Below are 26260 nucleotides of genomic sequence, written 5' to 3'. Positions count from 1 at the left end.
CCCATGTCGTTCTTCACATTCGGCGGAGCTAAAGGTTCTTTCTTCGGCGATTTGAAGGCGCACGGCAGAGACGGTATTGAATTCTACACCGATAAGAAGGTCGTTATATCACGCTGGTAGGAATATAAAAGCGCTTTAAACAGTGAGGAGTGACAGATGCCCAGGTTGGTAAAATGCGGCTTGATACAATGTTCCAATGTCATTAATGACGAAAACGAACCGATCGAGAAAATTCAACAAGCGATGTTTGATAAACATATTCCGTTCATAGAAAAAGCAGGGAAGGACGGCGTACAGATATTGGGCTTACAGGAAATTTTCAACGGCCCGTATTTCTGTCCGAGTCAGGACGCTCATTGGTACGGAGCGGCAGAGCCTGTTCCGGGTCCGACTGTGGAAGCGCTGATTCCTTATGCCAAGAAATATGAAATGGTATTGATAATACCTGTTTACGAGCGAGAACAAGCGGGAATATTTTACAACACGGCTGCTGTTGTGGACGCAGACGGTACTTATCTCGGGAAATACCGCAAAACCCATATACCGCATACATCAGGATTCTGGGAAAAATTTTTCTTCAAACCGGGTAATATAGGCTACCCGGTATTTGAGACACGCTATGCCAAGGTCGGTGTGTATATCTGTTATGACAGGCATTTCCCGGAGGGTGCGCGACTTCTCGGTATGAACGGCGCGGAGATTGTTTTCAACCCTTCCGCAACGGTCAAAGGACTTTCCCAGTATCTTTGGAAATTAGAGCAGCCCGCTCACGCAGTCGCCAACGGTTATTTTATGGCTTGCAGCAATAGAGTGGGAACAGAAGCTCCCTGGAATATCGGTGAGTTTTATGGAACAAGTTATTTTGTTGACCCGCGAGGAAAAATTCTTGCAGAGGCGAGCGAAGATAAAGATGAACTGGTAACCGCCGAACTTGATCTCGATGTGATAGAAGAAGTTCGCAGAGTATGGCAATTTTATAGAGACAGGAGACCCGAAGCATATGGCAAACTCTCTGACCCCAGCGCATGATAAAGAGGCTGAAGAAGTCTCGAATACAGAAGTGAAACCTACTTCCGCCGACGTTAAGAAAAGACATGATGAATTCCTTTTTTCATCGGTCATAAACTATTACGAGGATGCGCTTTCTCTTGAATCCGGCAAGGGCTGTGTCGTCACCGATGTTGAAGGGAAAGATTATCTCGATTTTTTCGGCGGAATTCTCACAGTGTCTATCGGTCACACTGATGACAGGATAAACAGCGCGATAATCGCCCAGATGAATCGATTAGGGCACGTGTCAACTCTATATCCGAATATCGCCATGATCGAATTAGCAGAACGTCTGGCAAATATTACTCCCGGAAAACTCAAAAAGACTTTTTTCACTTCTTCGGGTACTGAAGCAGATGAAACGGCTGTTATGCTTGCGCAGGTCTTTACCGGTAATATGGAAATAATAGCTCTGAGGCACGGATATTCAGGGAGGTCATTGCTGGCACAGTCGCTGACGGCGCATTCCTCCTGGCGTTCTGTTCCGACACAGATTGCGGCTATCAAGCACGCCGTAAGCCCATACTGCTACCGATGCCCGCTGGGACTCGAATATCCTTCATGCGAAATTAAATGCGCTCAGGATATAGAAGAACTGATTCTCACAACCACAACGGGTCAGATCGCAGGATTTCTTGCCGAGCCGATTCAGGGCGTTGGCGGATTTATTACTCCGCCGAAAGAATATTTTAAGGTAGCAGTGGATATAATCCGTAAGTACGGCGGGATTTTCATCTGTGATGAAGTTCAAACGGGATTCGGCAGAACAGGCACTAAAATGTTCGGGATAGAACATTACGATGTGGAGCCGGAAATAATGACAATGGCAAAAGGAATCGCCAACGGTATGCCTCTCGGAGCGACAATCGCCACCGAAGAAGTGGCGGATTCGCTGAAGAAACTCACAATTTCCACATTCGGGGGAAATCCCATCTCCTCGGCAGCGGCGAACGCTACTATTGATATTATAATAAAAGATGATATTCCGTCCAAATCCGAATCAATGGGGAAAATACTGAGAGATGGACTTGAAGAGTTAAAATTGAAATATCCCAGGATAATAGGCGATGTCCGCGGTAAGGGTCTGATGCAAGCGATGGAGTTTGTTGAGGACGAGCCGGCAGGGGATCGAACTCCTAATACCCAAGCAACGGCGGTACTCTTTGAGGAAACTAAAAAGAGGGGTTTGCTCATAGGAAAAGGCGGGCTTTACGGAAATATCACCCGGATTTCTCCTCCTATGACCGTATCAGAATCCCAGGTTAAGGACGCGCTGAAAATTATCGATGAATCGCTCTCGGTGATTCACTGAGCTGTTAGCTGATAATACCACGTTCTTCATCGGACGCGGGAATCAAGTTATCAAAAGTTAACCCGATTATGGCTGCCACCGCCATTCCGGTGGAGAGAACCGATGTCACTATGTCTGCGAGAGATTTTGGGAGTAAATCAGCTATTGCTTCGGAACCCGGTAAATATCCGAAAGCAGGAACACCCTCTATATAAGCGGGAACGGAAAGTCCCATAAACAATGCTAAACCTGCTATCATTAAGTTCCGGTCGCTGGAAAGGTCTGCCCGCGCAAGCTGCTGAATACCTACCGCAGAGATCAATCCGAATAAAGCGGTATAAAGACCGCCTACTATCGGTTCGGGTATTGTGGATACAAGAGCTCCGAATTTGCTGAAAAATCCAAGCAAGAGTAAGAAGATAGCTCCGAGAAAAACGACATGCCTCGAAGCGACCTTAGTTATCCCCACAAGTCCGATATTTTCCGAATACGAAGTGCTGGCAAAACCGCCGAGAATTCCGGTAGCCAGACAGCCCAATCCTTCCGAGCGAATTCCTTTGTTCAACATTTCTTCAGTGGGGTCGCCCGCACCCGACATATACGCCGCTGCGTGATAATCACCGAATGATTCAATCATACTCGCCATATAGCCGGCGAGGACGGCAAAGAAAAAACCGACATGGAATTTCGGTAATCCCCACGGAAATATTATGGTGTTGAGCGGTTTGAACCATGTTGAACTGTTGACAACCGCAAAATTGATATGGGCGGGGTGTTCGGGTCCGAATACGCCCAAAAATGTAAAAACAACACAGACTAAATATGCGAGTACTATTGCGCTTAATATGGGAAAGAGCCTGAAAAACTTATTTTTCTTTGAAAACAGCTGACTGAACAGCACGATGCCCAGAATTACAATCCCGGAGACAGGCCAATAAGTACCAGCTTTTGGAGCTCCGACTTTAAACAGAGAGAGCCCAATTAGCATAATTACAGGGCCGATGACTACGGGACTGATTATTTTTCTGAGTTTCCCGATAAGCTTGAAATGCCCAACTGCAATCTCAACAAACGAACCGAGAATTATAGCTCCCGCTATATATTGCATGCTAAGTGTGCCGGTTTTCGCAAAAGCAATTATTGCGAAGAAAGGAGCAAGAAAACTGAACGATACTCCCTGTACGATAGGCAGCCTGCTTCCTATCGTGACCTGAAGAAGCGTTGCCACACCTGAGCAAAGCATCACCGAGCTGACAAGAATAGCGATTTCACCGGGCGTCATATTCATAACCGGGCCGAGCAGAAGCGGTACGCTTACCGTGGATCCGAACATCGTAAGAACGTGCTGTAATGCGAGGACAATCCGTTTACCCATAGGAGGTTTATCCTCAATAGAATAGATCATACCCATTGGAGAATCGCTCATAATTGCTCCATTTAGTTACAATTCAACTGTTTATTTATCTTCTGGTTATTCTGAGGCGCTGTAAAGGCCTGTCTGACTTACACCAGGCAGGCAAGCCCTAACCCGCACAGCTTCATATTACGTCTGTTACTGCTTCCCGTCTGATAAATTTTCCATCACCGACTTTCCCTTTGAACTCACCATTTTCCACTACCAATCGTCCGGCGGAAAACACTATCTCGGGCATTCCCTTAACTTCCATTCCCTCATAAATATTATAATCTATATTCATATGATGAGTTTCAGCGCTTATTGTATGCTCTTTTTCCGGGTCCCAAATAACAAGATCGGCGTCACTTCCGTGGGCGATAATTCCTTTCCGTGGATACATACCGAATGTTTTTGCGGGATTAGTAGATGTTATTTCCACCCACCGCTCAAGAGAAAATTTGCCACCACCAACTCCGTGATGGTGCATTACCATCATCCGATCCTCAATACCGGGCATTCCGTTGGGAATTTTTGAAAAATCTTCTCTACCCAATTCTTTTTGTCCCTTAAAATTAAACGGGCAATGGTCAGTTGATATACTCGCAAGGCTACCGTCAATAAGTCCTTCCCATAATGCTTGCTGATCCTCTTCAGTTCTGAGTGGAGGGGAACAGACGTATTTCGCTCCTTCGAAATCGGGTCGAGCAAGGTCATTTTCAGTTGTAAATAGATATTGAACACAAGTCTCCGCCATAGCTTTAATACCGTTCGAGCGGGCTAATCTAATCTGCGCAAGAGCCGAAGCGCAGGTGAGGTGAACTACGAACAGGGGAGCATCGGCAATAGCGGCGAGATATATTGCCCGAGAAGTCGCTTCCGCTTCCGCCCAGTGAGGCCTGGATTTAGCATGATAAATCGGGTCAGTGTTGCCCTCTGCCAGCATCTGCTTTATAAGCACATCAATCGCATCCCCATTTTCAGCATGAACGCACGTAAGCAAACCGTTCTCTCCGGCACTCTGTAAGGATCTGAAAAGAGTCTCGTCGTCCACCTGAAGAACATTTTTGTACGCCATGAAAAGCTTGATACTGCTGATACCGGAGTGTATAAGAGTAGGCAGCTCATTCATTACGGAGTCCGTCATATCGGTAATAGCCATATGAAAACCGTAATCAACACACGCTTTTCCTTCTGCTTTGCCGTGCCAGATATCAATCGCTTCAGCCAAGGATTGTCCCTTCCCCTGAATAATAAAATCTATGTGACAGGTTGTTCCCCCGTGAGCGGCAGCCTTGTGACCTGTTTCAAAATTATCACATGAAACGGTGCCGCCGAAAGGCATATCAAGGTGAGTATGAACGTCAATTCCGCCGGGTATGATATATTTCCCCTCCGCATCAATAACAGTGTGAGAATCTTCCGTGATGTTATTTCCGACTTTAGATATAATTTCGTTTTCTATCAGAACGTCAGCTTTTTGCGAACCATCGGCGTTTATAACTGTTCCGTTTTTTATGAGAGTTCCCATATTATCAGATCCTTACATTTTAATTCAGTGTATTTCAATTCCGTGTTTTTTCTGGAATTGACGTAAATCGTCCCAGCTCATCGGTTGAGAGAGTTCTCCTTCGAGTTCTTTCCAGGTTTTGCTATTCGACTTATCCAGTTCGACCATATCAATACATTCGTGGACGGGACATACCATTGCGCAAAGTCGGCAGCCGACACAATCATCCTCACGTACCTCGGGTTTGACTCCTCCGTTATAAGGATTAAGGTCAATACATTGGTGCGCGGTATCTTCGCATACGATGTAGCAGAGATTGCACGAGATACATTTATCTTTGTCTATGCGCGCAGTAGTCCTGTACAGCAAATTCAGCTGTGAGAAATCTGTTAACTTTTCAACCGTTTTTCCGATTATTTCAGTGATTGAAGAGATGCCTTTTTCATCAAGCCAATTGCTCATTCCGTCAGTTAAATCTTCAATAATGCGAAATCCGTAATGCATAACAGCGGTGCATACCTGCACACTTGTAGCGCCGAGGAGCATAAATTCTACGGCGTCGCGCCACGTAGAGATTCCACCGATACCGGAAATTGGAACGCCGACTTCACTGTCTCTTGCAATGGCTGATACCATATGCAAGGCGATGGGTTTCACAGCAGGTCCGGCAAAACCTCCGTGAGTTCCTTTTCCGCCGACAGAAGGAACGGTCTCAAAAGTGTCCAAATCAACGCCGATTATGCTATTTATAGTATTTATAAGAGAGAGCGAATCTGCTCCGCCTTTGACAGCGGCTCTGGCAGGCATCACCACATCTGTAACATTGGGAGTAAGTTTTACGATGACCGGGATGGAAGATACTTCCGAGACCCACTCTGTAATCATTGCGCAGTATTCAGGCACCTGCCCCACAGCGGCGCCCATTCCTCTTTCGCTCATCCCGTGCGGGCATCCGTAATTCAGTTCGATACCATCACAGCCCGTGTCCTCAGTTTTTTTCACGATATCGTGCCAAACATCCCTGTCCGATTCAACCATAAGGGAAGCGATTACAGCTCTGTCAGGCCACTCTTTTTTCACTTCGGCAATCTCTTTAAAGTTTACTTCGATATTTCGGTCACTGATAAGTTCAATATTATTCAAACCAATGAGTTTCTGTTCGGGTCCGTCAAGCCCGCCGTATCTGTTGAAAGTATTCATTACAGGCGCGCCGATGGTCTTCCAAACGGCTCCGCCCCAGCCGGCTTCAAAAGCTTTATGCACCTGATAAGCAGAATTGCTTGGAGGAGCCGATGCGAGCCAGTATGGGTTTGGAGATTTTATACCGCAAAAATCAATGCTTAGGTCAGCCATTATCAGTTCTCCTCTTCAGACAGCTGTTTGATTATCTCATATGCCGCTAATTTTCCCGCTTGGACGGCATCAACTACTTCTTTTGCGCCGTGGACGGCATCCCCGCCGGCAAAAATTTTAGGGTTGGAAGTTTTTCCGGTGAGCGGGTCTGCCGCGATAGTTCCGTTTGAGACAGTAACTCCGGGAATCTTATTTATAAATTCTTCATCAGCCGTTTGTCCGAGAGCGAGTAACACCATATCCGCCGGTATGGTAAATTCAGAGCCTTTGACAGGTTTTGGCTGTCTTCTGCCGGAATCGTCAGGCTTACCCAATTCCATACGAACACACTTGACAGATTCAATATTTTCGTCTCCTAAGAATTCAACCGGATTTGTGAGCCAGCGGTAAAGAACTCCATCGGCTTTAGCCAGGTCATACTCATGCTCAAATGCGGGCATCTCCGATTCTGAACGCCTGTATATAACGGTGACTTCTTTTGCGCCGAGCCGTTTGGCAGCGGTAGCCGCATCCACGGAGGTATTGCCTCCGCCGATTACGATGACGCGCTTTCCGACACCCACTTCACCCGGCGGTTTCGTTTTATATTCTTTAACAAAATCTATCGTATCATAGATTCCATTGAGGTTTTCACCCGGTATTGAAATCTTTTTGGTTTTTCCAAGACCTATGCCGATGAATAAAGCGTCATATTTTTCAAGTAGTTCTTCGATTGATATGTCTTTTCCGACTTCAGTGCCGGTAAGAATTTCCACACCCATTTCTTCAATAAGAGCGATTTCATTTAAAACATCTTTTAATTTGATTTTGTATTCGGCTACGCCAACCGCATTCAATCCCCCGGGAATTTTGTCTGCTTCATAAATAATTGTTTTATAGCCTTTCAGAGCAAGATTTGCTGCGCAGGAAAGACTTGCGGGTCCGGAGCCAACCAGTCCTATCGATTTTCCGGTGGGAGGTGGTAGAGTGAAAACCTTTTTATTATTTTCCCGGCTCCAGCTTGTGGCAAATCGCTGAAGCTGGCCGATTTTTATCGGCAGCTCATCTTTATCGTGCATAACGCAAGCGCCCTCGCAAAGAACCTCGACAGGACAGACTCTACCGCAAGATTCGCCGAGAATATTCTCTTCAAGAATGGTCTGCGCCGAGCCGAGATAATTCCCGGTCATTATCTTTTTTATAAAACGAGGTACATCAATATGAGTCGGGCAAATATTAGTACACGGAGCATCATAACAAAATAGGCATCTACTTGCTTCTACAATTGCGGCTGATTCGGATAATGCCGGTTTGATATCCGAGAAATTTGATTGGTATTCTGAAGGTGTAATTTTTATTTCTGAACCAGTCACATAATCTCCTTACCTGCCAATGAAGATAGTACGGCTATATTTTGATAATTATCATCAAATAACAATATTGGCGTTGTGGCGAATCTAACAGAAAAATATCACTACCAAACTGTCAATTTCAATAATAATTGGGAGTTACGATTTAATCAGAATATAGAAGTGGAAATAGGATTTATTTATTGTCTATTTCAAAGCGGATGACAGAGCCGATTTTTTTAAGAGTATAGGGTTTTCTCAAATAATGTCCCACCCCAAGTTTTTTAGCTTCTTTAATCCTATCCGTTTCGGCATATCCGCTAACAATAATCGCTTTTTGCTTAGGCACGATTTTTATCATCTCTTTATAAGTATCTAACCCATCAAAATCGTCTTCCATTATCATATCAAGGATCACCAGATCGATTTTCTTTTTCTTTATGTACTCTACCGCCAAGTTTCCATTTTTAGCGGTGGATACATTGTAACCAAGAGAGGAGAGTAATCTTTTTGCTAATTTTCTTTGCTGTTTGCCATCGTCTACAACAAGTATATTTTCTGTGCCTCTAAGTGTTGTGTCATCAATTTTTTTCGTTATGTCATCTTTAGTAGCATGAGGAATATAAAGATAAAATGAAGTCCCGACACCGGTTTCAGTTCTAACATCTATATAACCACCATGATCTCCTATAACTCCGAATACTACTGACAATCCAAGCCCGGAGCCGCTTCTCCCCATTTCTTTTCTTGTATAGAACGGTTCGAAAATATGTGGCAGATCTTCCTCTGAAATTCCATATCCTGTGTCCTGAACCTCAAAGACCGTGTATTTTCCTTTAGGAATTTCATTTAAAAAATGCACGTTTTTTCTGAATGTTTTGTTATATGTTTTCAGAGTAATTGTGCCACCATGGTGCATAGACTCGAAAGCATTCATTATGAGATTCATTATTGTTTTTGAAAGATGCGCCCCGGAACCGTTGATAAGATTAATATTATCATCAAGAATAGCGTTAAATTTTACATCAGGGTGTCTTGATTGAAGCAACGTAAAATTTGATGAATCAATATATTCATTAATCACATTATTTAAAGCCATAGGTTTCATTTCATATTTGCCCCTACGGGCTAAAGTAAGAAGATCTTGAACTACCTCAGAAGCTCTTTCGGCAGATGCTTGAATCATCTTAATGTCTTCGCGAATGGGACTGTCATCGGCAAGCATCTCAAGGATTAGGTCAGGATAACCGAGTATAGGACCGAGAATGTTATTGAGGTCGTGCGCAACGCCGCCGGCAAGAATACCCAGCGATTCCATTCTTCGCGCTCTTTCAAGCTTTCTTTCAAGATTTATGTTTTCATCAGCGGTTCTTTGTTGTTCCGTAATTTCCATGGATACGCCTAAAACATGACTGACATTGCCCTTTTCATCAAATATTGGCCTTTTGATAGTGTAAAAAATCCGTTCATTGCCTTTTGAGTCAATAATAGTAGTATTAGGATTTATTTTTTCCATAGCCGTTTCGAATACAGTTTTATCGTCCAATATGGCTTGATCCGAACCCGCAATGTCATGAAATAGCTGATAATCTGTCTTTCCTATCATATTTTTCACTGATGTGTCTGCAAGATCCGCTGCTGCTTTATTAACTAAGGTATAGCGCCCCTTTCTGTTTTTTGCAAATATGATGTTAGGATTAATATCAAGTACCTGCCGGAGAAATTTTCTTTGCTCCTCTATTTTTTTCTGCGCATTTATCCTTTCGGTAATATCTCTTCCATTTGAAACGAAGTGAGTAATATTGCCGTCGGCGTCTTTCAGTGGCGAAATAGTTTTTTCTTCCATAAAAATTTCACCGTTCTTTTTCTTATTGATTATCAAACCGCGAAAAGTTTCTCCCGCAAGAATGATATTCCACAATTCCCGATAGAATTCCTTAGGGTGTTTACCGGAACTTAGAATTTGGGGCGTTTTACCTAATACTTCGTTTTTGCTATATCCGGTGATTTTTTCGAATTCCGGATTTACATATTCAATTACTCCTTTATAATCAGAGATCATTATAATCTCAGCCGCTTGCTCCACTGCATTGGACAGTTTATGAAGTTTTTCTTCAGATTGCAGCTTGGCGGTGATATCTCTGATTATTCCCTGGTAGCCTATAATATTATCGTCTTCGTCTAATCTGATATTACTTGTAAGCAGGCATTGTATCTCGCTACCGTTCTTTTTTATCAAAGTGAGACGAAAATCAGTTACCGATCCGTTTAATTCTATCTGTTTTCGAAATCTTATCCTGTCGGCAGGGTATTTATATAGATGTTTAACGTTTGTGGATAATAATTCCTCTTTTGTGTAACCGAATAATTCAAGTGTAGATTCATTGACGTCCTCAAAAGTGCCATCTACATTTATAACATAAATAGCATCTTTTGAGCCCTGAAAAAAAGTTTGATATCGTTCTCTATTTTCCCGGATAGCATATTTAGCTCGATTTTGATCGGATAAATCACGCACAATGCTTATTAGTTGAACTTTACCGTTGTCGAGTCTCATAATGGTTGAAGAGACTTCTGCTGTAAACAGTTCGCCGTTTTTCTTCTTAAGAATGCGTTTGATTCTTATATTGTCATCATCGTTCTGCATCCGTTCACTTAAAATATCCCCGGAATTAATATATGCTTCCTTATCAGGATAAAAAATCAGAGTATTTTGATTTATGCATTCTTCAGGGGTGTAACCAAATATTTTTTCAACTGCGCGATTAACATACTCGATAGTCCTGTCCGGCAAGCTGACAGTAAATATCGCTTCTTCAACTGAATCATGAATCTTGTCAAGATAATCTCTTTCGGATCTTAGGGCTAATTCAGCTCGTTTCCTTTCGGTGATGTTACGCAACGTAACCAATAATCCTGAGGTTTGATCATCAGTTTGAATCAAGCGATAATTCATCTCAAGATTGATTTCAGGTAACCCTGTTCGTTTAAATTCAAAATCAAGCGGAGTTTTAACTTCGCCGGAGATAACCAGAGAGAACTCATTTTTAAAACGTTTAAGCGTTTTGACAGGAATACCTTTCAACTCTAAAAGATGTCTTCCTATAACTATTTCTGATGAAATTCCAAAACAATCTTCGGCGGCAGGATTAAAATCAGTTACTATTGCCTGGTTATCGAAAATAATTATCGGATCCGGGGCGATCTCAATATATGTTTTTAATCTTTTATCATTGATCAAAACGGGTGACTTAGTGGTAACTGAGGCTGCTCTATGCGTAAGATTATTTTTCTTTGCTGATTTCTTTTTCTTTGGTCGAGATTTCATTATGAAATGGATAAGCTTGTTAAATCAAAGGAGGCAGTTTGTATGTGACTATTAGCACGCATAAGTCATTCAACTTTCAAAAGTTTTTCGTTTTTCTGCAGAAAACCGGTTCTGCAAAGGAAGCTTATCTGTGTCAGGTATTGAGAAAATTTACCACCACATTACACTTATTGTCAAGAGAATATAATTGTAAAATCTAACCTTATGTAAGATGGGAGACAATAAATGAAAATAATTGAATTGTGAATCGGAATAGCGGATGATTAATAAGAAAATAAAAGAACTATTGGCTAATCTCTGGTTAAATAGTCATTCTTCAGAATAATCAAATTAAAAGACGCAATAATTTTTAGCTTGACATTAGAGCTGAAGCGGGGCAACCTTAAATGCTACAGTACAGCAACAAATCAAGGAAACAGTTAGTAAAGCACATTTTCAAACTTGTCGGAAATTTCATTCTAATTTAAAGCATATTATCAAAAATCATTTAATATTTATTGTTTTCAGTAAAAGCACAAACGGAGGAGTACAATAAAAATGGCAGATCGTGAAACAGGTACAGTAAAATGGTTCAATTCGAGGAAGGGATTTGGCTTCATTGAACGCGAAGGCGGTGATGATGTATTCGTTCACTTTAGTGCAATTGGTGGTGACGGATTCAAGAATCTTGAAGAAGGACAAAAAGTGGAGTTCACTGTCACCGACGGTGAGAAAGGCCCACAGGCCGAGAACGTAATATCTGTAAGTTAGATATTAAGTACATATTAATTTATCGTATAGATTCGCTATGAAAATTAGTGCATGGCTTATTAAAGTCATGCACTAATTTATGACATAATATCAAATATTATGCGTATTAAACACTCAAGTTCTTATAAACTTTCATAGACACTTCTTCGCCTGTTTCTACGTGATGTTTTAAACCAACTAAAATGCTTTCAACGGCTTTATCCATTTTACCTTTCATCATCATACCCATCATTGAAGCCATTATTCCACTTTTCATTTCGTAGTTCATAGTCATTTTGACATGAGTATTCTCACCGTTTTCTGATACTTCAAAAACAGCTGTGCCTAAAAACGGGACTATTTTTCCATCATAAATTTCAATCTTGTAACTATTCCCTTCGTCCCATTCGATTACTCTTTCCTCCACACTACCCATTGGAAGAAGGTCACAGTGGCGGCTCGCTCCGATTCCGGTTTTAGCTTCTGAAGTGCTTAGGGATTTTGTGACTCCAGGATTATAATTCTGAATCGAACCGATATCCGCCAAGATTGGCCAGACTTTATCTTTTGAGGCATTAATTTCTATTTCTTTGATTACTTCAGTCATACTCAACTCTCCTAAATTTTTCTATTTATTACTCGGCTAATAATTATTCAATGGAAGTAGCTTTGAATCTTAATTCTCATTTGGATAAAAATCAATATATAGTAAATTAATATTTAATTGTGATTTTTGGTAAATAAATAATTCAATTTGACTAATTACGAATTACACTATAACATTCAGTAAGATTTATTTGATTTAATAAATGGGGATAATGAATTTATGATAGAAAAAGTAATAGAATATTCGATTAACAACAGGTTTATCATCATACTTGGCACCCTGCTTATAATCCTGATAGGCGCATACAGCGTATATAATACACCTCTCGATGCTATACCCGATCTAAGCGATGTTCAAGTTATTCTGTTTACAGAGTTTCCGGGACAGACACCAAGGGTAGTAGAAGATCAAATCACATATCCACTGACAACTGCGATGCTTTCCGTTCCATTTGCAAAAGTTGTGCGCGGATATTCTTTCTTCGGTCTCTCCTTTGTTTACATCATTTTTGAAGACGGAACCGATCTCTATTGGGCGCGAAGCAGAGTTCTCGAACAGCTGAATTTTGTGTCGAGCCAATTACCTGCAGGAGTCACACCAAATCTCGGACCGGATGCAACCGGAGTAGGTTGGGTCTATGAATATGTACTTCAAAGCGATAAACATAATCTTCAGGAACTTCGTTCGATTCAGGATTGGTTCTTGAAATATGAACTCTCCAGTGTGGAGGGAGTGTCCGAAGTAGCGAGTATCGGCGGATACGTTAAACAATATCAGGTAGAAGTAGACCCCAATAAGTTGTTGGCATATAACATTCCTCTGAACAAAGTAAGGGATGCCATAAAACGCAGTAATAATGATGTAGGCGGTCGTGTGATCGAAATGGGGGAAACCGAATTCATGGTGCGCGGATTAGGCTACATTAAAAGCATTGAAGATATAGAGAACATACCTCTGAGCGTGACGGAAAACGGAACTCCAATTTTAATCAGTAATGTTGCGAACGTTCATCTCGGTCCTGAAATGAGAAGAGGAGTTGCCGAACTGGACGGTGAGGGAGAAGTAGTCGGCGGTATAATAATCATGCGATTCGGCGAGAATGCATTAGCAACAATTGATCGGGTCAAGGAAAAACTCGAAAGTCTCAAAAGCGGTTTGCCGGACGGCGTTACGATTAAGACTGTCTATGATCGGTCCGGTCTTATATTGAATGCAATCGGCTTTCTCAAAGAGAAGCTGATAGAAGAAACGATTGTTGTTGCGCTGGTTTGCCTGATATTTCTCCTTCATTTTCGGAGTGCTTTTGTAGCCATCTTCACTCTGCCGGTGGGGATACTATTCGCATTTATAATTATGAACAAACAGGGATTGAACGCAAATATAATGTCTCTGGGTGGAATAGCGATCGCAATCGGGGCAATGATTGATGCTGCAATCGTTATGATAGAGAACGTTCATAAACATATCGAGGAGGACAGCGGAAAAGAACGGTGGCAGTTAGTTTTAGACGCTTCCAAAGAAGTGGGGCCGCCGCTGTTTTATTCTTTGCTGATTATTACGGTATCGTTCATTCCTGTTTTTACTCTCACGGGACAATCAGGAAGACTTTTCGCGCCTCTTGCTTTCACGAAAACTTACGCTATGGCGGGAGCAGCGCTGCTGTCAATTACCATTGTTCCCGTACTCATGGGCTATCTAATCAGAGGAAAAATAATATCCGAGCAAGTTAATCCCGTAAACAGATTTTTATTGTTTCTGTATCGACCATTTATAAATACAGTATTAAAATATAGAAAACTAACTGTTTTAGTATCGGTAATATTAGTGATGGTTACATATATCCCCTTCAGTCAAATGGGTTCGGAATTTATGCCGCCTCTGAACGAAGGTGATCTGCTTTATATGCCGACCACGTTACCTGGAATCTCAATATCCAAAGCTAAAGAGCTGCTGCAACAAACAAACAAAATCATAAAAACTTTTCCCGAAGTAGAAACTGTTTTCGGAAAGGTAGGCAGAGCAAACACTCCTACGGACCCGGCACCTCTTTCAATGATAGAAACAACAATAACATTAAAACCTGAAGATGAATGGCGGGAGGGAATGACCACAGAACTGCTCATCGAAGAGATGAACAATGCCATTCAATTCCCGGGTTTGACCAACGCCTGGACAATGCCCATTAAAACAAGAATCGATATGTTGAGTACCGGTATAAAAACGCCGGTAGGAATCAAAATTATGGGTGATGACTTATCGGTCTTAAATTCAATTGGAGAAAAGATTGAAGCGCTTGTCAGAAATATACCCGGGACTTTGAGTGTGTACGCAGAAAGGGTGGTAGGCGGAAATTTCCTCGATTACGAAATCAATAGAAAGGAAGCGGCGCGATATGGTCTGACTGTTGGAGACATTCAGGATGTTATAATGACTGCTGTCGGCGGAATGAACGTTACTTATACTGTGGAAGGTCGTGAAAGATACCCGGTGAATGTTCGTTACGGAAGGGAGTTTAGGGACGATATCGAAAAGTTGGAAAGGATATTGATACCGACACCGACCGGCGCCCAAATTCCGATGAGACAAGTTGCCGAGATTAAAATATCAAAAGGTCCTCCCGTTGTAAAAAGTGAAAATGCAAGAACAACGGCATTTGTCTATATTGATTTAAAGGGAATTGATATAGGAACTTATGTAAAAAACGCCAAAGAAATTGTAGAAAAAGAAATTGATCTTCCGGAAGGTTACAGTCTTGTTTGGAGCGGTCAATACGAGTATATGCAAGCGGCGAATGAGAGATTGAAAGTTGTTATTCCTCTCACTTTAATAATTATATTTCTGCTACTTTATTTTAATTTCAAGAACGTAGTGGAAGCAAGTTTCGTAATGATACTCGTGATATTTCTTGCTCCGGTAGGAGGATTTTGGTTTATTTATTTACTTGGATACGATTTTAGTGTTGCTGTATGGATAGGATTTATCGCTTTGTCGGGTGTTGCGGCAGAAACCGGCGTAATAATGTTCATCTATCTTGATATCTCGTATAAAAAATGGAAAAAAAGCGGCAGAATTAAAACTATAAGTGATCTCAAGAAATGTGTTTATGAGGGAGCCGCTCTGAGATTAAGACCAAAGATAATGACCGTTACGGCAATAACGGCAGGTCTTCTTCCGATTATGTGGGGACATGGAACAGGTTCACAGGCTATGAAAAGAATCGCTGCTCCAATGGTGGGCGGTATGATTTCGTCAACTCTGCTGACGTTGTTACTCATTCCCGTAATATATGTAATGTGGAAAGGGTATTTACTAAAGAAAGAGACAAATAACGATTAATATTTTTTCACTATTTTCTCTTTTTTAGTTCGGCGACTAACATTCCCAGCATGATTAGCGCTCCGCCAATTGCTCCGCGAACTCCCAATACTTCATTGAGAAAGATATACGCTATCACAGCGGCAGCAACCGGTTCAAATGAGTAGATTATAGCTGCGCGAGTTGATGAAGTATGTCGCTGGTACTTATTTAGGATATAAAAATTTATTACGGTGGGGAAAATCGCCGTCCCTAAAATAATTAGAATCAGTTGTGGATTAGCATCGAATTTAGGCGTTTCTAAAATTAAAGTTGAAAGTAATCCACCGCACCCGGTTATTAGTATTTGAAGAAAAGTGAGTTGAATGAAGTCATACTTTTTTGTATAAATTTGTGTTGCTACCGTATGGGCTCCAAACGCGACAGCTCCTATTGACGTAAAACCATCTCCTATATTAAATGAATTTCCTTCCGGAGAAGTAAGAAAATAAAGACCTGTAAAGGAAAACATCACGCCCAGCCAGAGTAATTTTCGGGGGATTATTTTTTCGAATATCATCGAAAATATGGGAACCAATATCACAAATAAACCGGTAATAAAAGCTGACTTAGACGCTGTCGTAAATACAAGACCATAAGTCTGAGCTCCGAATCCTGTCGCCAATAAGACTCCTAAAACAGCGCCGGCTTTGATAGTATCCGCATCAAATTTCAATAATTTTTTCCTGAAAACGATTAGTAATATCAGAGAGGCTATAAGAAATCTGATTGCAAGGAATAGAAAAGGCGTGGTGAAAGAGAGAGCAATTTTCACGGCTATAAACGATGACCCCCATATCAGCGTTATGCCGAGAAGATATAAATCTGCCCTGAACTTAGATGGCGTATTTGAGACGTTATCAATCATGATACAAAGTATAATGCTAAAGTAATGATAGAAAAACCGATTTAAATAGACGAGCTAAATATTTCTATTGAAAAGGTTATCTATTCATAGCATCTTTTCGTATAACAGTCAGGTATCAAACAGTGGCGATAAATTCAAAGAAAAAAATACTTCTGTTGTGCACAGGAAATTCGTGTAGAAGTCAGATAGCGGAAGGCTTAGTAAAGAAACAGCTTGGAGTTCATCTTGATGTATTCTCAGCCGGCACGGAGCCGAAAACCGTTGACTTGAGAGCTGTCGAGACTATGAATGAAATAGGGATTGATATTTCAAAGAACGAATCAACCAATATAAATGAGCTTTTGATGGATGAATTTGATCTTGTTCTGACTCTGTGTGATAATGCCCGTGAAAGCTGTCCGGTGTTTCCCGGAAATGTTGAAATGATTCATATGGGATTTAAGGATATTGCTTTATTCAACGGAACTGATGCGGAAGTAAGACTGAAATTTCGGGAGCTAAGAGAGGAAATTCAGGAAAAACTTTTGCCGTATCTCAGGACTAAATTTTTTATCGTTAAGTAACAGCTAATACTACTTTTCCCATATGAATTATTCTTGCGGCTTTTTCGATTGATTCGTTGGGAGGGTTTGAATAAAAATCCAGATCGGTGCCGATGAACGAAATTCCCGTCTCATCCTCAGAGCCATTTCTAATCAGCTGATAAACGTGTTTTGCAACATCGTTTAATTCATATTTTTGATTTAGAATTTTCCCGCTATGTGAAGTTATCGGATATTTGCCGCTTATTCTGAGGTCAAGAGCCTGTAAAGCAACAAGGAGCTCGGCGGCAAGTACCGTGGTGACATTTTTTACCACAAAAGTGAGATGTCGGGAAGCCGTAGTGGACATTGCGTTATGGTCTTCGATATTAGCAGACGTCGGAATGCTGTCAACCGAAGAAGGATGGCAGAGAACTTTATTCTCAGAAACGAGGCTCGCCGCAGTGTATTGGTAAAGCATAAGTCCCGAATCGAGACCTCCTTCACCGGAAGATAAATTTGAGGGCATGCCTCTGTTGTTTTTTGTGTCAAGGAGCAGCTGCATCCGTCTTTCAGAAATATTTCCTATTTCAGCGACGGCGATTTTCAGATAGTCTGCCGCAAGTCCCACAGGTTCACCGTGAAAATTGGCAGCTGAATAAGTTTCCCAATAGCTCACCTTATCCCTTTCGTGAACCTCATGCGATATATCCTCTGGTTCAATAAAAATAAGCGGATTATCAGTGGCGGAATTAATTTCAATTTCGATCAATTTTCTGCAATGATCTATTGCATCCAAAACAGCGCCATGAACTTGTGGAATCGCCCTGATAGAATATTCGTCCTGTTGATGATGTCCTTCAGCAGCGGCGTTGATAAGATTCGAGCCCTCAATATATTTATTAATATCCGCCGCCACACTGATTTGGCCTTTATATGGTCTGGCTTTATGCACCTTCGGATCAAAAGCTCTGCTGAATCCGCCTAACGATTGTAAGGAGAGCGATCCGATTATATTAGCCGTTTTAAGCAGAATGGCAGCATTAAAGACGGACAATGCAGTCATAGCTGCCGATACGGCAGCTCCGTTTGTCAGTGCAAGTCCCTCCTTAGGCGCTAAATGAATTGTACGGTCACCATTATCCGCTAAATTTTCTGGAGTGGGAAGAAGTTTCAAGTCAGCGGATTCTAAAGCTTCCAATCCGGACAGCAATTCAGCAGGTTTATTCTTATTAGAGATGAAATCTGGTTCGTGAAATGCTTTTCCTCCACCAATCATGACTACGGCAAGATGAGCCAATTGACATAGATCACCGGAGGAGCCGAGGCTGCCCTGCGAAGGAATCAATGGATGAACACAATTATTTAGCATATCCCTTAGAAGAAAAATCAGTTCCGGTCTGACGCCGGAGCGACCTTCAACAAATGCCCTTAATCTTATCAACATAACCGCACGGACAATTTCTGTGGAAAGAGGTGATCCTACCGCTGTTAGGTGGCTGTAAATCAGATTTTCTGAAAGTCTGCATGCGTCATAATAGCTGTTTATCGGTTTGTCTTTATTATTTCCAAAACCCGTGTTCACGCCGTATATGAGTTGGCGGTAGTCTATTTCATCAACTTCCTTGGCGCTTTTGGATAATTCTGCCGCACGAATTACTGCTTCGCTAATATAATCCGAGCTTCGCTTACACCGATCAATACTATCGCTGTCGATTTCGACTCTGGCAAATTTTTTGTTTGACCCGCCACGAGCAACAGCAACAAGCTGAGAGAGGGTTAATTTTTTATCAGGGAGATGGCTTAGAACTATAGGTGATGAGATTTTTATTTCTAATACTTCGACGATTTCACTGCCGGGCTTGCTCACTCTTTATATCTCGAAATAATTTCTTTAACTGCCTTTATGAGATCTGATCTTGGGACCGTTACCTGTGAAGGTTGTTTGCTTAACCAATCTTTCCTATTGGAGAGGTCTTTGGAAAGCTCTCTTCCTAACATAAGGTCTTTTATTGTGACAGTGTTCTTATCAAACTCATCGGAGCCGGCGATTATCGCAATTAGCGCTTCCCGCTTATCAGCGTATTTCATCTGTTTCTGAAAGCCTCCGCCGCCAAGAAACATCTCAGCAGAAATACCGGCACCTCTTAGTTCAGATGTTATTTTTAAATACTCTTCAATCCTCTCTTTATCCATAACGGTTACCACCACAGGAACCTGCAGATTTTTTGGAGAATCGGGATTCATTAAAGATAAGGCGGCGAGTAAACGATCTACGCCGATTGAGATACCGGTGGCGGGAACTTTTTGTCCCTTAAATCTGCCAATGAGATCGTCATACCTTCCACCGCCGGCTATACTGCCGAATTCTTTTTTCCGACCTTTCTCGTCTTTGATCTCAAATGTTAAATTAGCCTCAAAAACAGGTCCGGTATAGTAAGACATTCCTCTTACAACAGTGGGGTCTAAAATAATTGAAGTATCATCGTATCCCATTGCTGAAAAGAGTGAATCCATTTCTGTCATCTCTTCAACGCCTTCCATACCGACAGAAGAGTTTTTCATCAGGTTAGAAAGAGAGCTTAATACTTCGCTCCGGGATTTTCTCGGGGATTGAAGAAACTCTAAGATAATGTCTGCCTTTTCACTGTCTAAGCCGGCTCCCTTTGTAAACGCACCTGATTTGTCTTTTCTCCCTGTGGTCAGCAGTTCCGATACTCCGCGAATACCTAACCGGTCAAGCTTGTCAATTGATCTCAAAACGTTAACAGATAAGGCAGAAGGGTTTCCGTCAGAATCATTTAAATTGATACCGGCAAGTTCTAAAACCCCGTTGACTATTTTACGGTTATTTATTTTTATTTCGAAATCATTCCGCTTGATTCCAAGCGCCAGTAATGCATCAGCAAGCGCGGCGCAGACTTCACAATCCGCCAACATCAACGAACTGCCAACCGTATCGATATCAAATTGCGTAAACTCTCTGAACCTGCCGGGACCGGGTTTTTCACGCCGCCAGACCCGACCGACCTGATACCTTCTAAATGGTAAAGGTAGTTCCTGGTATTGAGCCACTACCCTCGAAAGAGGAGCTGTGAGGTCGTATCGTAATGCCACCCATTCTTCTTCAGACTCAAAAGCAAATATTCCTTCTTCAATTTCGTTGCTGTCAGGAAGAAATTTACCAAGAACGTCCACATATTCGAGTGCGGGTGTTTCAAGGGGCATGAACCCATAATTTTCAAAAACGCCTCTGATGCTTTCCAACATATTCCGGCGAGAAAGTGATTCAATCCAGAGCGAATCTTTAAAACCTTTTACAGTTCTTGGTTTCGGTCTGTTATGTTTATTTTCGTTTCGCAACTATATTTGGCGACCTTTTTAATTTGATGAAATTCACAATGGCTATTACCCGGTAAACCAAGACGGATTCAAGTCAGATAGCAGTAACTTTCGACTATGTTAAATCTTTTGTCCTGTACTGGAGGCGGGACTTGAACCCACGGCCTCCTGATCCACAATCAGGCGTTCTATCCATCTGAACTACTCCAGCGTGTGGATAAATATATATTTGATTACAATACATAATCAATTTTTCTTTAGCGTGATACGTTATTATTTGTTATGTTAGATTACTAAAATGAATCACTTCCAATATAGTAAATAGATAAAGAAATATAAGAAAAATTTATTTGGAATATCATTTTAAGGTTATTAACTTTGCCCCGTTGTAAACGAGTCCCCATCGTCTAGCCAGGTCCAGGACTCAGGGTTTTCATCCCTGCAACAGGGGTTCAAATCCCCTTGGGGACACATATTGAAGGTAGAGGGAGGAAATGCTGGAACTGATAAATTGCCGGATTTTAAGGTTAATTAATTGAAAATGGCGAACATAATTTCTCATCAAAGAGAGACTCTTGTAAAACCATCTCTTCTGATAGTTGATGATGATTTGATGATTCGGAAAACTATGACCCGAATATTGAAGAAAGAAGGGTATGGCGTAAAATCCGTTTCATCCGGCAAAGAAGTATTCAAAGGAGAATTACTCGCCAGTACGGATGTAATACTTCTGGATTTGCAGCTCGGTAAGGAAAGCGGGTTTGATGTTTTAGAAAAAGTAAGAGAATTGGCTCCCAATGTTGTTGTAATTGTTGTCACGGGTTATGGCGATGTTAGTTCTGCTGTGGAGGCAATGAGAAAAGGCGCTTACCAGTTTATTGAAAAGCCGGCGAGTTCAAAAACAATAATTGATATTATCAAAAGAGTTACTTTTGATACTGAATTGCCTGATGAAGAAGAAAAGCTCCAGAGCATAAATATTTCTCTTGGGAAAAGACGGGAACAATTTTTATACGGTCCTTCACTAAATCCTACTATTAAATTAGCGAGAAAAGCAGCCAAAGCCGGCGATTCAACTATATTAATTCAGGGTCCAAGCGGTACAGGCAAAGAGTTATTGGCAAGATTTATTCACGGAGAATCTTCCAGAAAAGATGCTCCGTTCGTCCCGATAAATTGTGCTGCCCTACCAAAAGAATTGATGGAGAGCGAGCTGTTCGGCTACGATTCAGGCGCATTTACGGGAGCGAGAATAAAAGGAAAAATCGGATTAGTAGAACAGGCAGAAGGCGGAACGCTTTTGCTTGATGAAGTGGGAGAACTTCCACACGAACTTCAGACAAAATTCCTGCGGTTTTTAGAAACTAAAGAATATTATCATCTTGGGAGCGCCGAGCTTCGCTCATCCAATGTGAGAATAATGGCATCAACTAATTCCGATCTAGCATTGGCGGTAAAGGAAGGAAGATTCAGAAAAGATCTTTATTACAGACTTAATGTTGTATATATCACGATGCCGACGCTTGCCGAACGTAAAGACGAAATTATACGTCTTGCGGATTATTTTCTCGAAGTATTTAATCGTAAATACAACAAACACATCAAAGGTTTTAAGGAACGGGTCAAAGCATATCTGACAGCGTTACCCTGGGACGGAAACGTCAGGGAACTAAAAAACTTGGTTGAGAGAGCCATAATAATCAGCGATGGTAATTATATATCATTTGAGGACGTGGACACTCAACTTTCTGAGGGAAATTTTGACATTATAAAAATAAACCTGAATTTGGATTTATTGAACAGTGATAACCCATTATGGGAAGCGCGTAAAGAGGTGATTGGAAAGGTTCTTGAAGTTACAAACGGAAATAAAAGTAAAGCGGCAAAACTGTTGAAAATTCCAAGAAGTACGCTACGGTTTTATCTTAAAAAAGGCTCTGAAGGCGAAGAATAAAATTCAGCCGGAGAACAACGCGATAATCTCAATCATTTGAACGGTAGAAAATACTGTCCTTAATTAAATCTTTTATGATGTCTCTATTACCGATACGTTCCGCTGTCTCTGAAACGATCTTATTTATGCGAGCCTGCTGATCGGGTTCTAATGATTTAATCTTAGAAATTGATTTATTCAATACTTCAAGGGAGTGATCAATTGAACTACGGGCGTATTCTATAGTCTTCGAATATTGCTCCATAGCTTCTTTAAATTTACCTTGCTTCCTAAGAGAGTGAAATTTTTCCAGGTGGTCTTCAAGTATTTTTTTTCGCTCGCTGATTCGTTTGTTATCCGCGTCCAATCCGAAAATCCTCCACCCCAAGTAAACAGTTACAGAAAAATAAAAATGTCGTTGCTATAAGTCAACAACTTTTACCCCTGAATTTGAAATAAAACATCATTTATCGGGATAGGAATCCTTTTAGGCATCGCCTTCTAAAACATATGCTTCCAGAAAATACACGAATTCTTATCCGAAAGTCGGCGGTATTTTGCCATTATTGTCTAAAATTTAATTAAAATGGTGTAGGATTAGCCAGCCGAATTCGTAAATAAAAGTCTCTTTATTAGGAATAAAAAAATACTAAATAATTCGAATACGAATAAGTTGCTATATAGTAGCAGATTCGGAATATGAAAAATATTTGTCACCGAAATATTTTATAAATATTGTTAGCCAATAAATTGCTGGCATAGTAATTGCAATCTTTGTCATCGAAACTGTCGATTAAGGGATATGGGAGAAAATTATTTTTCTTACAAAAAATGTAGTTGAGATGAATAGATGCTGTGGGAGGGGGAATGAGTAAGGAAACGTCCGTCAGCTATAATTCCCTTTCTATTTTATTATCCTCGGATGGAATGCGTCTTTATATGTCATATGAGCCGAAAGACGGTGAAGATAGGCCGGAGTTGGAAAATGTATTAACTCTTACACGTAAACTCAAAGTAAAAGAAGAATTTCTCAATGAAAATCTTGATTCATTTTTTATTGATAATGAAGCGTTCAGTCACATATTAATTGCGGAGGGGATTCTTCCTAAAAACGGTTTTGATGCAAAAATATTATACGAGCTGGATGTGACTTCTGCTGAACATTCTCATAGTGCAAATGATAAACCGGTAATTCCTTTAAATCTGAAAGATGTTATACAAGTAAGGAAAGGCGATCTTATCGCTCAAAAATTACCTGCCGCAAAAGGATTACCAGGCACTACTTTGAGAGGAGAAACAATCGAATTTCATCCCACTGATTTTGATCTTCCGGCGGGTAAGAATACTAAAATCTCGGTTGATGGGTTGTCATTAATATCAACAGCGAGTGGAATGTTAGTGTATCGAGACGAATTGGTAAGTATTCAGGAAACATTCGAAATTAATAGTGATGTGGGATATAATACGGGCAATATAGAATTTTTAGGTAATTTAAAAATAAACGGAGACGTTAAGCCTGGATTCAAATTAGAAGCAGACGGAAATATTGAAATAACGGGCTGCTCGGAAGGCGCAAATTTAACTTCAAGAAAAGGTAGCATTAAAGTCCTTTTAGGAATAATCGGTAAAAACATTTCACATATTATCGCTGCTAAAAATTTAGAAGCCGGATTCATTCAAGACGCAAAAATCACCGTAGGAAAAGATGTTATAGCCGGAAGGTATATTTTAAATAGTGACCTTAATGCTGAAGGTTGTATAAAAGTGTTAGACAGCGAAGGAACTATCAGAGGCGGAAAAATAAGTTCAAAAGACAGCATTCAAGCTAAGGTAGCAGGCTCAACAAATATGATTCCCACTCGATTGAAAGTTGGTAGAAACCTTGATGGCGAAACTTTGAAGAGGGTACTCGAGATAGACAGACATGTAGGAGAGCTTTCTTCGAAGGAAAGTATGAACAGTAAACAGGTTCAGTTTATTGATTTGTTAAATGAAAGAGTGGACGAATTACCTGAAAATAAAAAAGCAGAAAAAGAACTTCTCCTATACGCTAACAAAGAAATAAATCAAGAGCTGAGAAAATTGAACGAAGAGAAAACGGCATTACTTTCGGACTCAATGACTAAGGAAATGGAAAAACGAATTAAAATATCGTCTAAAGTATTTCCAGGTGTAATAATAAATATCGATACGGAAGAATTATTAGTACAGCAAGAATTGTTGGGATCAATATTTAAACTCGAAGAAGGAACAATCAAGGTTGAGCACACAAACAGCAACTGAACGTATCATTGTAATCGACGATGAAAGAGAGGTCGTCACAAGTTTAGTGGATTTATTAGTAGCCAACGGAATCAGTGCAACCGGAGAGACTGATTCAGAAAAGTTCTTAAAAAGAATAGGCAAAGATCATTTTGATATAATAATCACGGACTTCAGGATGCCCAAAATAACGGGACTTGACATTGCAAAAAAAGTAAGTGATTTGGAACTCGAGACGGATGTGATAATTATCACAGGCTATGGCACAATGGATCTCGCAATAGAGTCATTACATCAAAACGTTTTTGATTTTATTTTAAAGCCTTTTAAATATGACGAATTACTTCATACGATTAATAAGGCTTTAGAGCGAAGACGGTTGATAAAAGAAAACATAAAATTAACAGCGGAGCGTGAAAAGCACATAAAAGAACTGAATACGCTGTATGAAATAAATGATATAGTGGTAAAATCATCAAATCGTGATACCGTACTAAGTTTTGCCGCTGACACTTTAAATGTCGGAATCGGGATTAAAACTGCAGGAATAATGTTAGCTGAATCAGATCAACCTGAGTATCATTTCGCTCGGGGAGTAGGGAATTTTGAGAGTTTATATCCCGAAATGACGAAGCCTGTAAATATAGAAATGTTGAGAGAATTACTTGAAAAAGCGGGAATCATTGAACTTGGCGACTTTTCTGAATACTTAAATTTTAATTCCAACGAGAATGGGAACGGACATCCTAATGGTAAAATGTGGATTATTCCAATGGCGGTCAGCTCAAGTATCATTGGATTTATAATGATAATACCGGAAAAAGGAAAAGAAATTTTATCGAATGAAATGTCCAAATTATTAAAAGTATTGGCTAATCAATTGGGACCACAACTAAGGATTATCGAAAATGAAAATAAAACGCCCTCATTTAAGCAGGGGACATTGGTGAGACTGAAGAGAAGATTGATAGAATCAAAAGAGAAAGTGGATAAGTATGGTGGTTCAGTATCATTTATATATTTCAGAGTGATTCCCGGGCCGAACAGTGAATTTGACGGCTATTCGCTATTGAGCAGCGTAGAGACATTAGGATCATTGATACAAGAAAAACTCTCAGATAGCGATGAAGCAATGCAGATAGGTATCGATGGATATTTTATGACGTTATACGGCGGGAGTAAAATCGAAGCTGTGTTGAATGCAGACAGCATGAGCTACGAGTTTCAATCAATATTATCAGAATCTATCTTAAGAGGAATAGAAATAAAAGTAATAGCAGTGACCTATCCGGAAGACGATACCGACATCAACAAACTATTTCATAATATAGTTTATGATTATACCTCGACACTTCACGACAATAAATTGATAAATTAAGGGACATAATTTA

The 26260-nt window shown here is 40.7% G+C and carries 18 protein-coding genes and 2 tRNA genes; 9 read left to right on the top strand and 11 right to left on the bottom strand.

Annotated features, from left to right (window positions below):
• Positions 1-156: 156 nt before the first annotated feature.
• Together IIB39_03675 and IIB39_03670 are read left to right on the top strand one after the other, a co-directional pair.
• Positions 157-1029, top strand: a complete 873-nt coding sequence (locus tag IIB39_03675) for an acyltransferase (GenBank protein ID MCH8927796.1) — start codon at positions 157-159, stop codon at positions 1027-1029.
• A gap of 1124 nt (positions 1030-2153) precedes the next feature.
• A complete protein-coding gene (locus tag IIB39_03670) occupies positions 2154-2246 on the top strand; it encodes a YSIRK-type signal peptide-containing protein (GenBank protein ID MCH8927795.1) in 93 nt (30 codons plus the stop codon).
• A 120-nt stretch (positions 2247-2366) separates the two neighbouring features.
• Here IIB39_03670 and IIB39_03665 read toward each other — a convergent pair whose 3' ends face one another.
• The 5 genes from IIB39_03665 to IIB39_03645 all read right to left on the bottom strand — a co-directional run bounded on the left by IIB39_03665 (position 2367) and on the right by IIB39_03645 (position 11253).
• Entirely contained in the window at positions 2367-3767 is a 1401-nt protein-coding gene (locus tag IIB39_03665) for a purine/pyrimidine permease (protein ID MCH8927794.1), read from the bottom strand.
• A gap of 112 nt (positions 3768-3879) precedes the next feature.
• Positions 3880-5265, bottom strand: coding sequence for a dihydropyrimidinase (hydA, locus tag IIB39_03660; protein ID MCH8927793.1), 1386 nt, complete (start codon positions 5263-5265; stop codon positions 3880-3882).
• A 24-nt stretch (positions 5266-5289) separates the two neighbouring features.
• Positions 5290-6597: an NAD-dependent dihydropyrimidine dehydrogenase subunit PreA gene (gene preA / locus IIB39_03655; protein MCH8927792.1), complete on the bottom strand. Its 1308-nt coding sequence runs from the start codon at positions 6595-6597 to the stop codon at positions 5290-5292.
• Between the two features lie 2 nt (positions 6598-6599).
• Positions 6600-7928: an NAD(P)-dependent oxidoreductase gene (locus IIB39_03650; protein MCH8927791.1), complete on the bottom strand. Its 1329-nt coding sequence runs from the start codon at positions 7926-7928 to the stop codon at positions 6600-6602.
• A 193-nt stretch (positions 7929-8121) separates the two neighbouring features.
• Positions 8122-11253: a PAS domain S-box protein gene (locus IIB39_03645; GenBank protein MCH8927790.1), complete on the bottom strand. Its 3132-nt coding sequence runs from the start codon at positions 11251-11253 to the stop codon at positions 8122-8124.
• A gap of 537 nt (positions 11254-11790) precedes the next feature.
• Between IIB39_03645 and IIB39_03640 the strand changes: the two genes are divergently transcribed.
• Positions 11791-12003: a cold-shock protein gene (locus IIB39_03640; GenBank protein MCH8927789.1), complete on the top strand. Its 213-nt coding sequence runs from the start codon at positions 11791-11793 to the stop codon at positions 12001-12003.
• A gap of 106 nt (positions 12004-12109) precedes the next feature.
• Here IIB39_03640 and IIB39_03635 read toward each other — a convergent pair whose 3' ends face one another.
• Positions 12110-12589: an SRPBCC family protein gene (locus IIB39_03635; GenBank protein MCH8927788.1), complete on the bottom strand. Its 480-nt coding sequence runs from the start codon at positions 12587-12589 to the stop codon at positions 12110-12112.
• A 219-nt stretch (positions 12590-12808) separates the two neighbouring features.
• On the opposite strand from IIB39_03635, the gene IIB39_03630 reads away from it, so the two are divergent.
• Positions 12809-15925 carry an efflux RND transporter permease subunit gene (locus tag IIB39_03630; protein MCH8927787.1) on the top strand — a complete coding sequence of 1039 codons (3117 nt, stop codon included), beginning with the start codon at positions 12809-12811 and terminating at the stop codon, positions 15923-15925.
• 10 nt (positions 15926-15935) lie between these two features.
• Here IIB39_03630 and IIB39_03625 read toward each other — a convergent pair whose 3' ends face one another.
• The gene (locus IIB39_03625) at positions 15936-16811 is read right to left on the bottom strand and encodes a DMT family transporter (protein ID MCH8927786.1); all 876 of its coding nucleotides are present in this window, start codon (positions 16809-16811) and stop codon (positions 15936-15938) included.
• Positions 16812-16957: 146 nt separating this feature from the next.
• Here IIB39_03625 and IIB39_03620 point away from each other — a divergent pair, with 146 nt between their 5' ends.
• On the top strand, positions 16958-17374 hold the full coding sequence (locus tag IIB39_03620; protein ID MCH8927785.1) for an arsenate reductase ArsC: 417 nt from the start codon (positions 16958-16960) through the stop codon (positions 17372-17374).
• Here IIB39_03620 and IIB39_03615 read toward each other — a convergent pair.
• The 3 genes from IIB39_03615 to IIB39_03605 form a co-directional block, all read right to left on the bottom strand.
• Entirely contained in the window at positions 17367-19202 is a 1836-nt protein-coding gene (locus tag IIB39_03615; protein ID MCH8927784.1) for an aromatic amino acid lyase, read from the bottom strand. The genes IIB39_03620 and IIB39_03615 overlap by 8 nt on opposite strands.
• Positions 19199-20695 (bottom strand): histidine--tRNA ligase, encoded by a 1497-nt coding sequence (locus IIB39_03610; protein MCH8927783.1) that lies wholly within the window; start codon positions 20693-20695, stop codon positions 19199-19201. Before IIB39_03610 ends, IIB39_03615 begins: the two co-directional genes overlap by 4 nt.
• Before the next feature lie 116 nt (positions 20696-20811).
• A tRNA-His gene (locus IIB39_03605) sits at positions 20812-20885 on the bottom strand.
• Between the two features lie 185 nt (positions 20886-21070).
• Between IIB39_03605 and IIB39_03600 the strand changes: the two genes are divergently transcribed.
• Positions 21071-21145: transfer RNA gene (locus IIB39_03600), tRNA-Glu, on the top strand.
• 70 nt (positions 21146-21215) lie between these two features.
• Entirely contained in the window at positions 21216-22628 is a 1413-nt protein-coding gene (locus IIB39_03595; protein ID MCH8927782.1) for a sigma-54-dependent Fis family transcriptional regulator, read from the top strand.
• Between the two features lie 28 nt (positions 22629-22656).
• Here the strand turns inward: IIB39_03595 and IIB39_03590 are convergent, their stop codons facing one another.
• Positions 22657-22974, bottom strand: a complete 318-nt coding sequence (locus tag IIB39_03590) for a hypothetical protein (protein MCH8927781.1) — start codon at positions 22972-22974, stop codon at positions 22657-22659.
• 500 nt (positions 22975-23474) lie between these two features.
• On the opposite strand from IIB39_03590, the gene IIB39_03585 reads away from it, so the two are divergent.
• A complete protein-coding gene (locus tag IIB39_03585; protein MCH8927780.1) occupies positions 23475-24890 on the top strand; it encodes a DUF342 domain-containing protein in 1416 nt (471 codons plus the stop codon).
• On the top strand, positions 24868-26247 hold the full coding sequence (locus IIB39_03580; protein ID MCH8927779.1) for a response regulator: 1380 nt from the start codon (positions 24868-24870) through the stop codon (positions 26245-26247). The genes IIB39_03585 and IIB39_03580 overlap by 23 nt, the downstream gene beginning before the upstream one ends.
• Positions 26248-26260 lie beyond the last annotated feature (13 nt).

This window comes from Candidatus Neomarinimicrobiota bacterium (genome assembly GCA_022573815.1).
Lineage (GTDB): Bacteria > Fidelibacterota > SORT01 > SORT01 > SORT01 > JACZTG01.
This window is presented reverse-complemented; position numbering and strand designations above follow the sequence as displayed.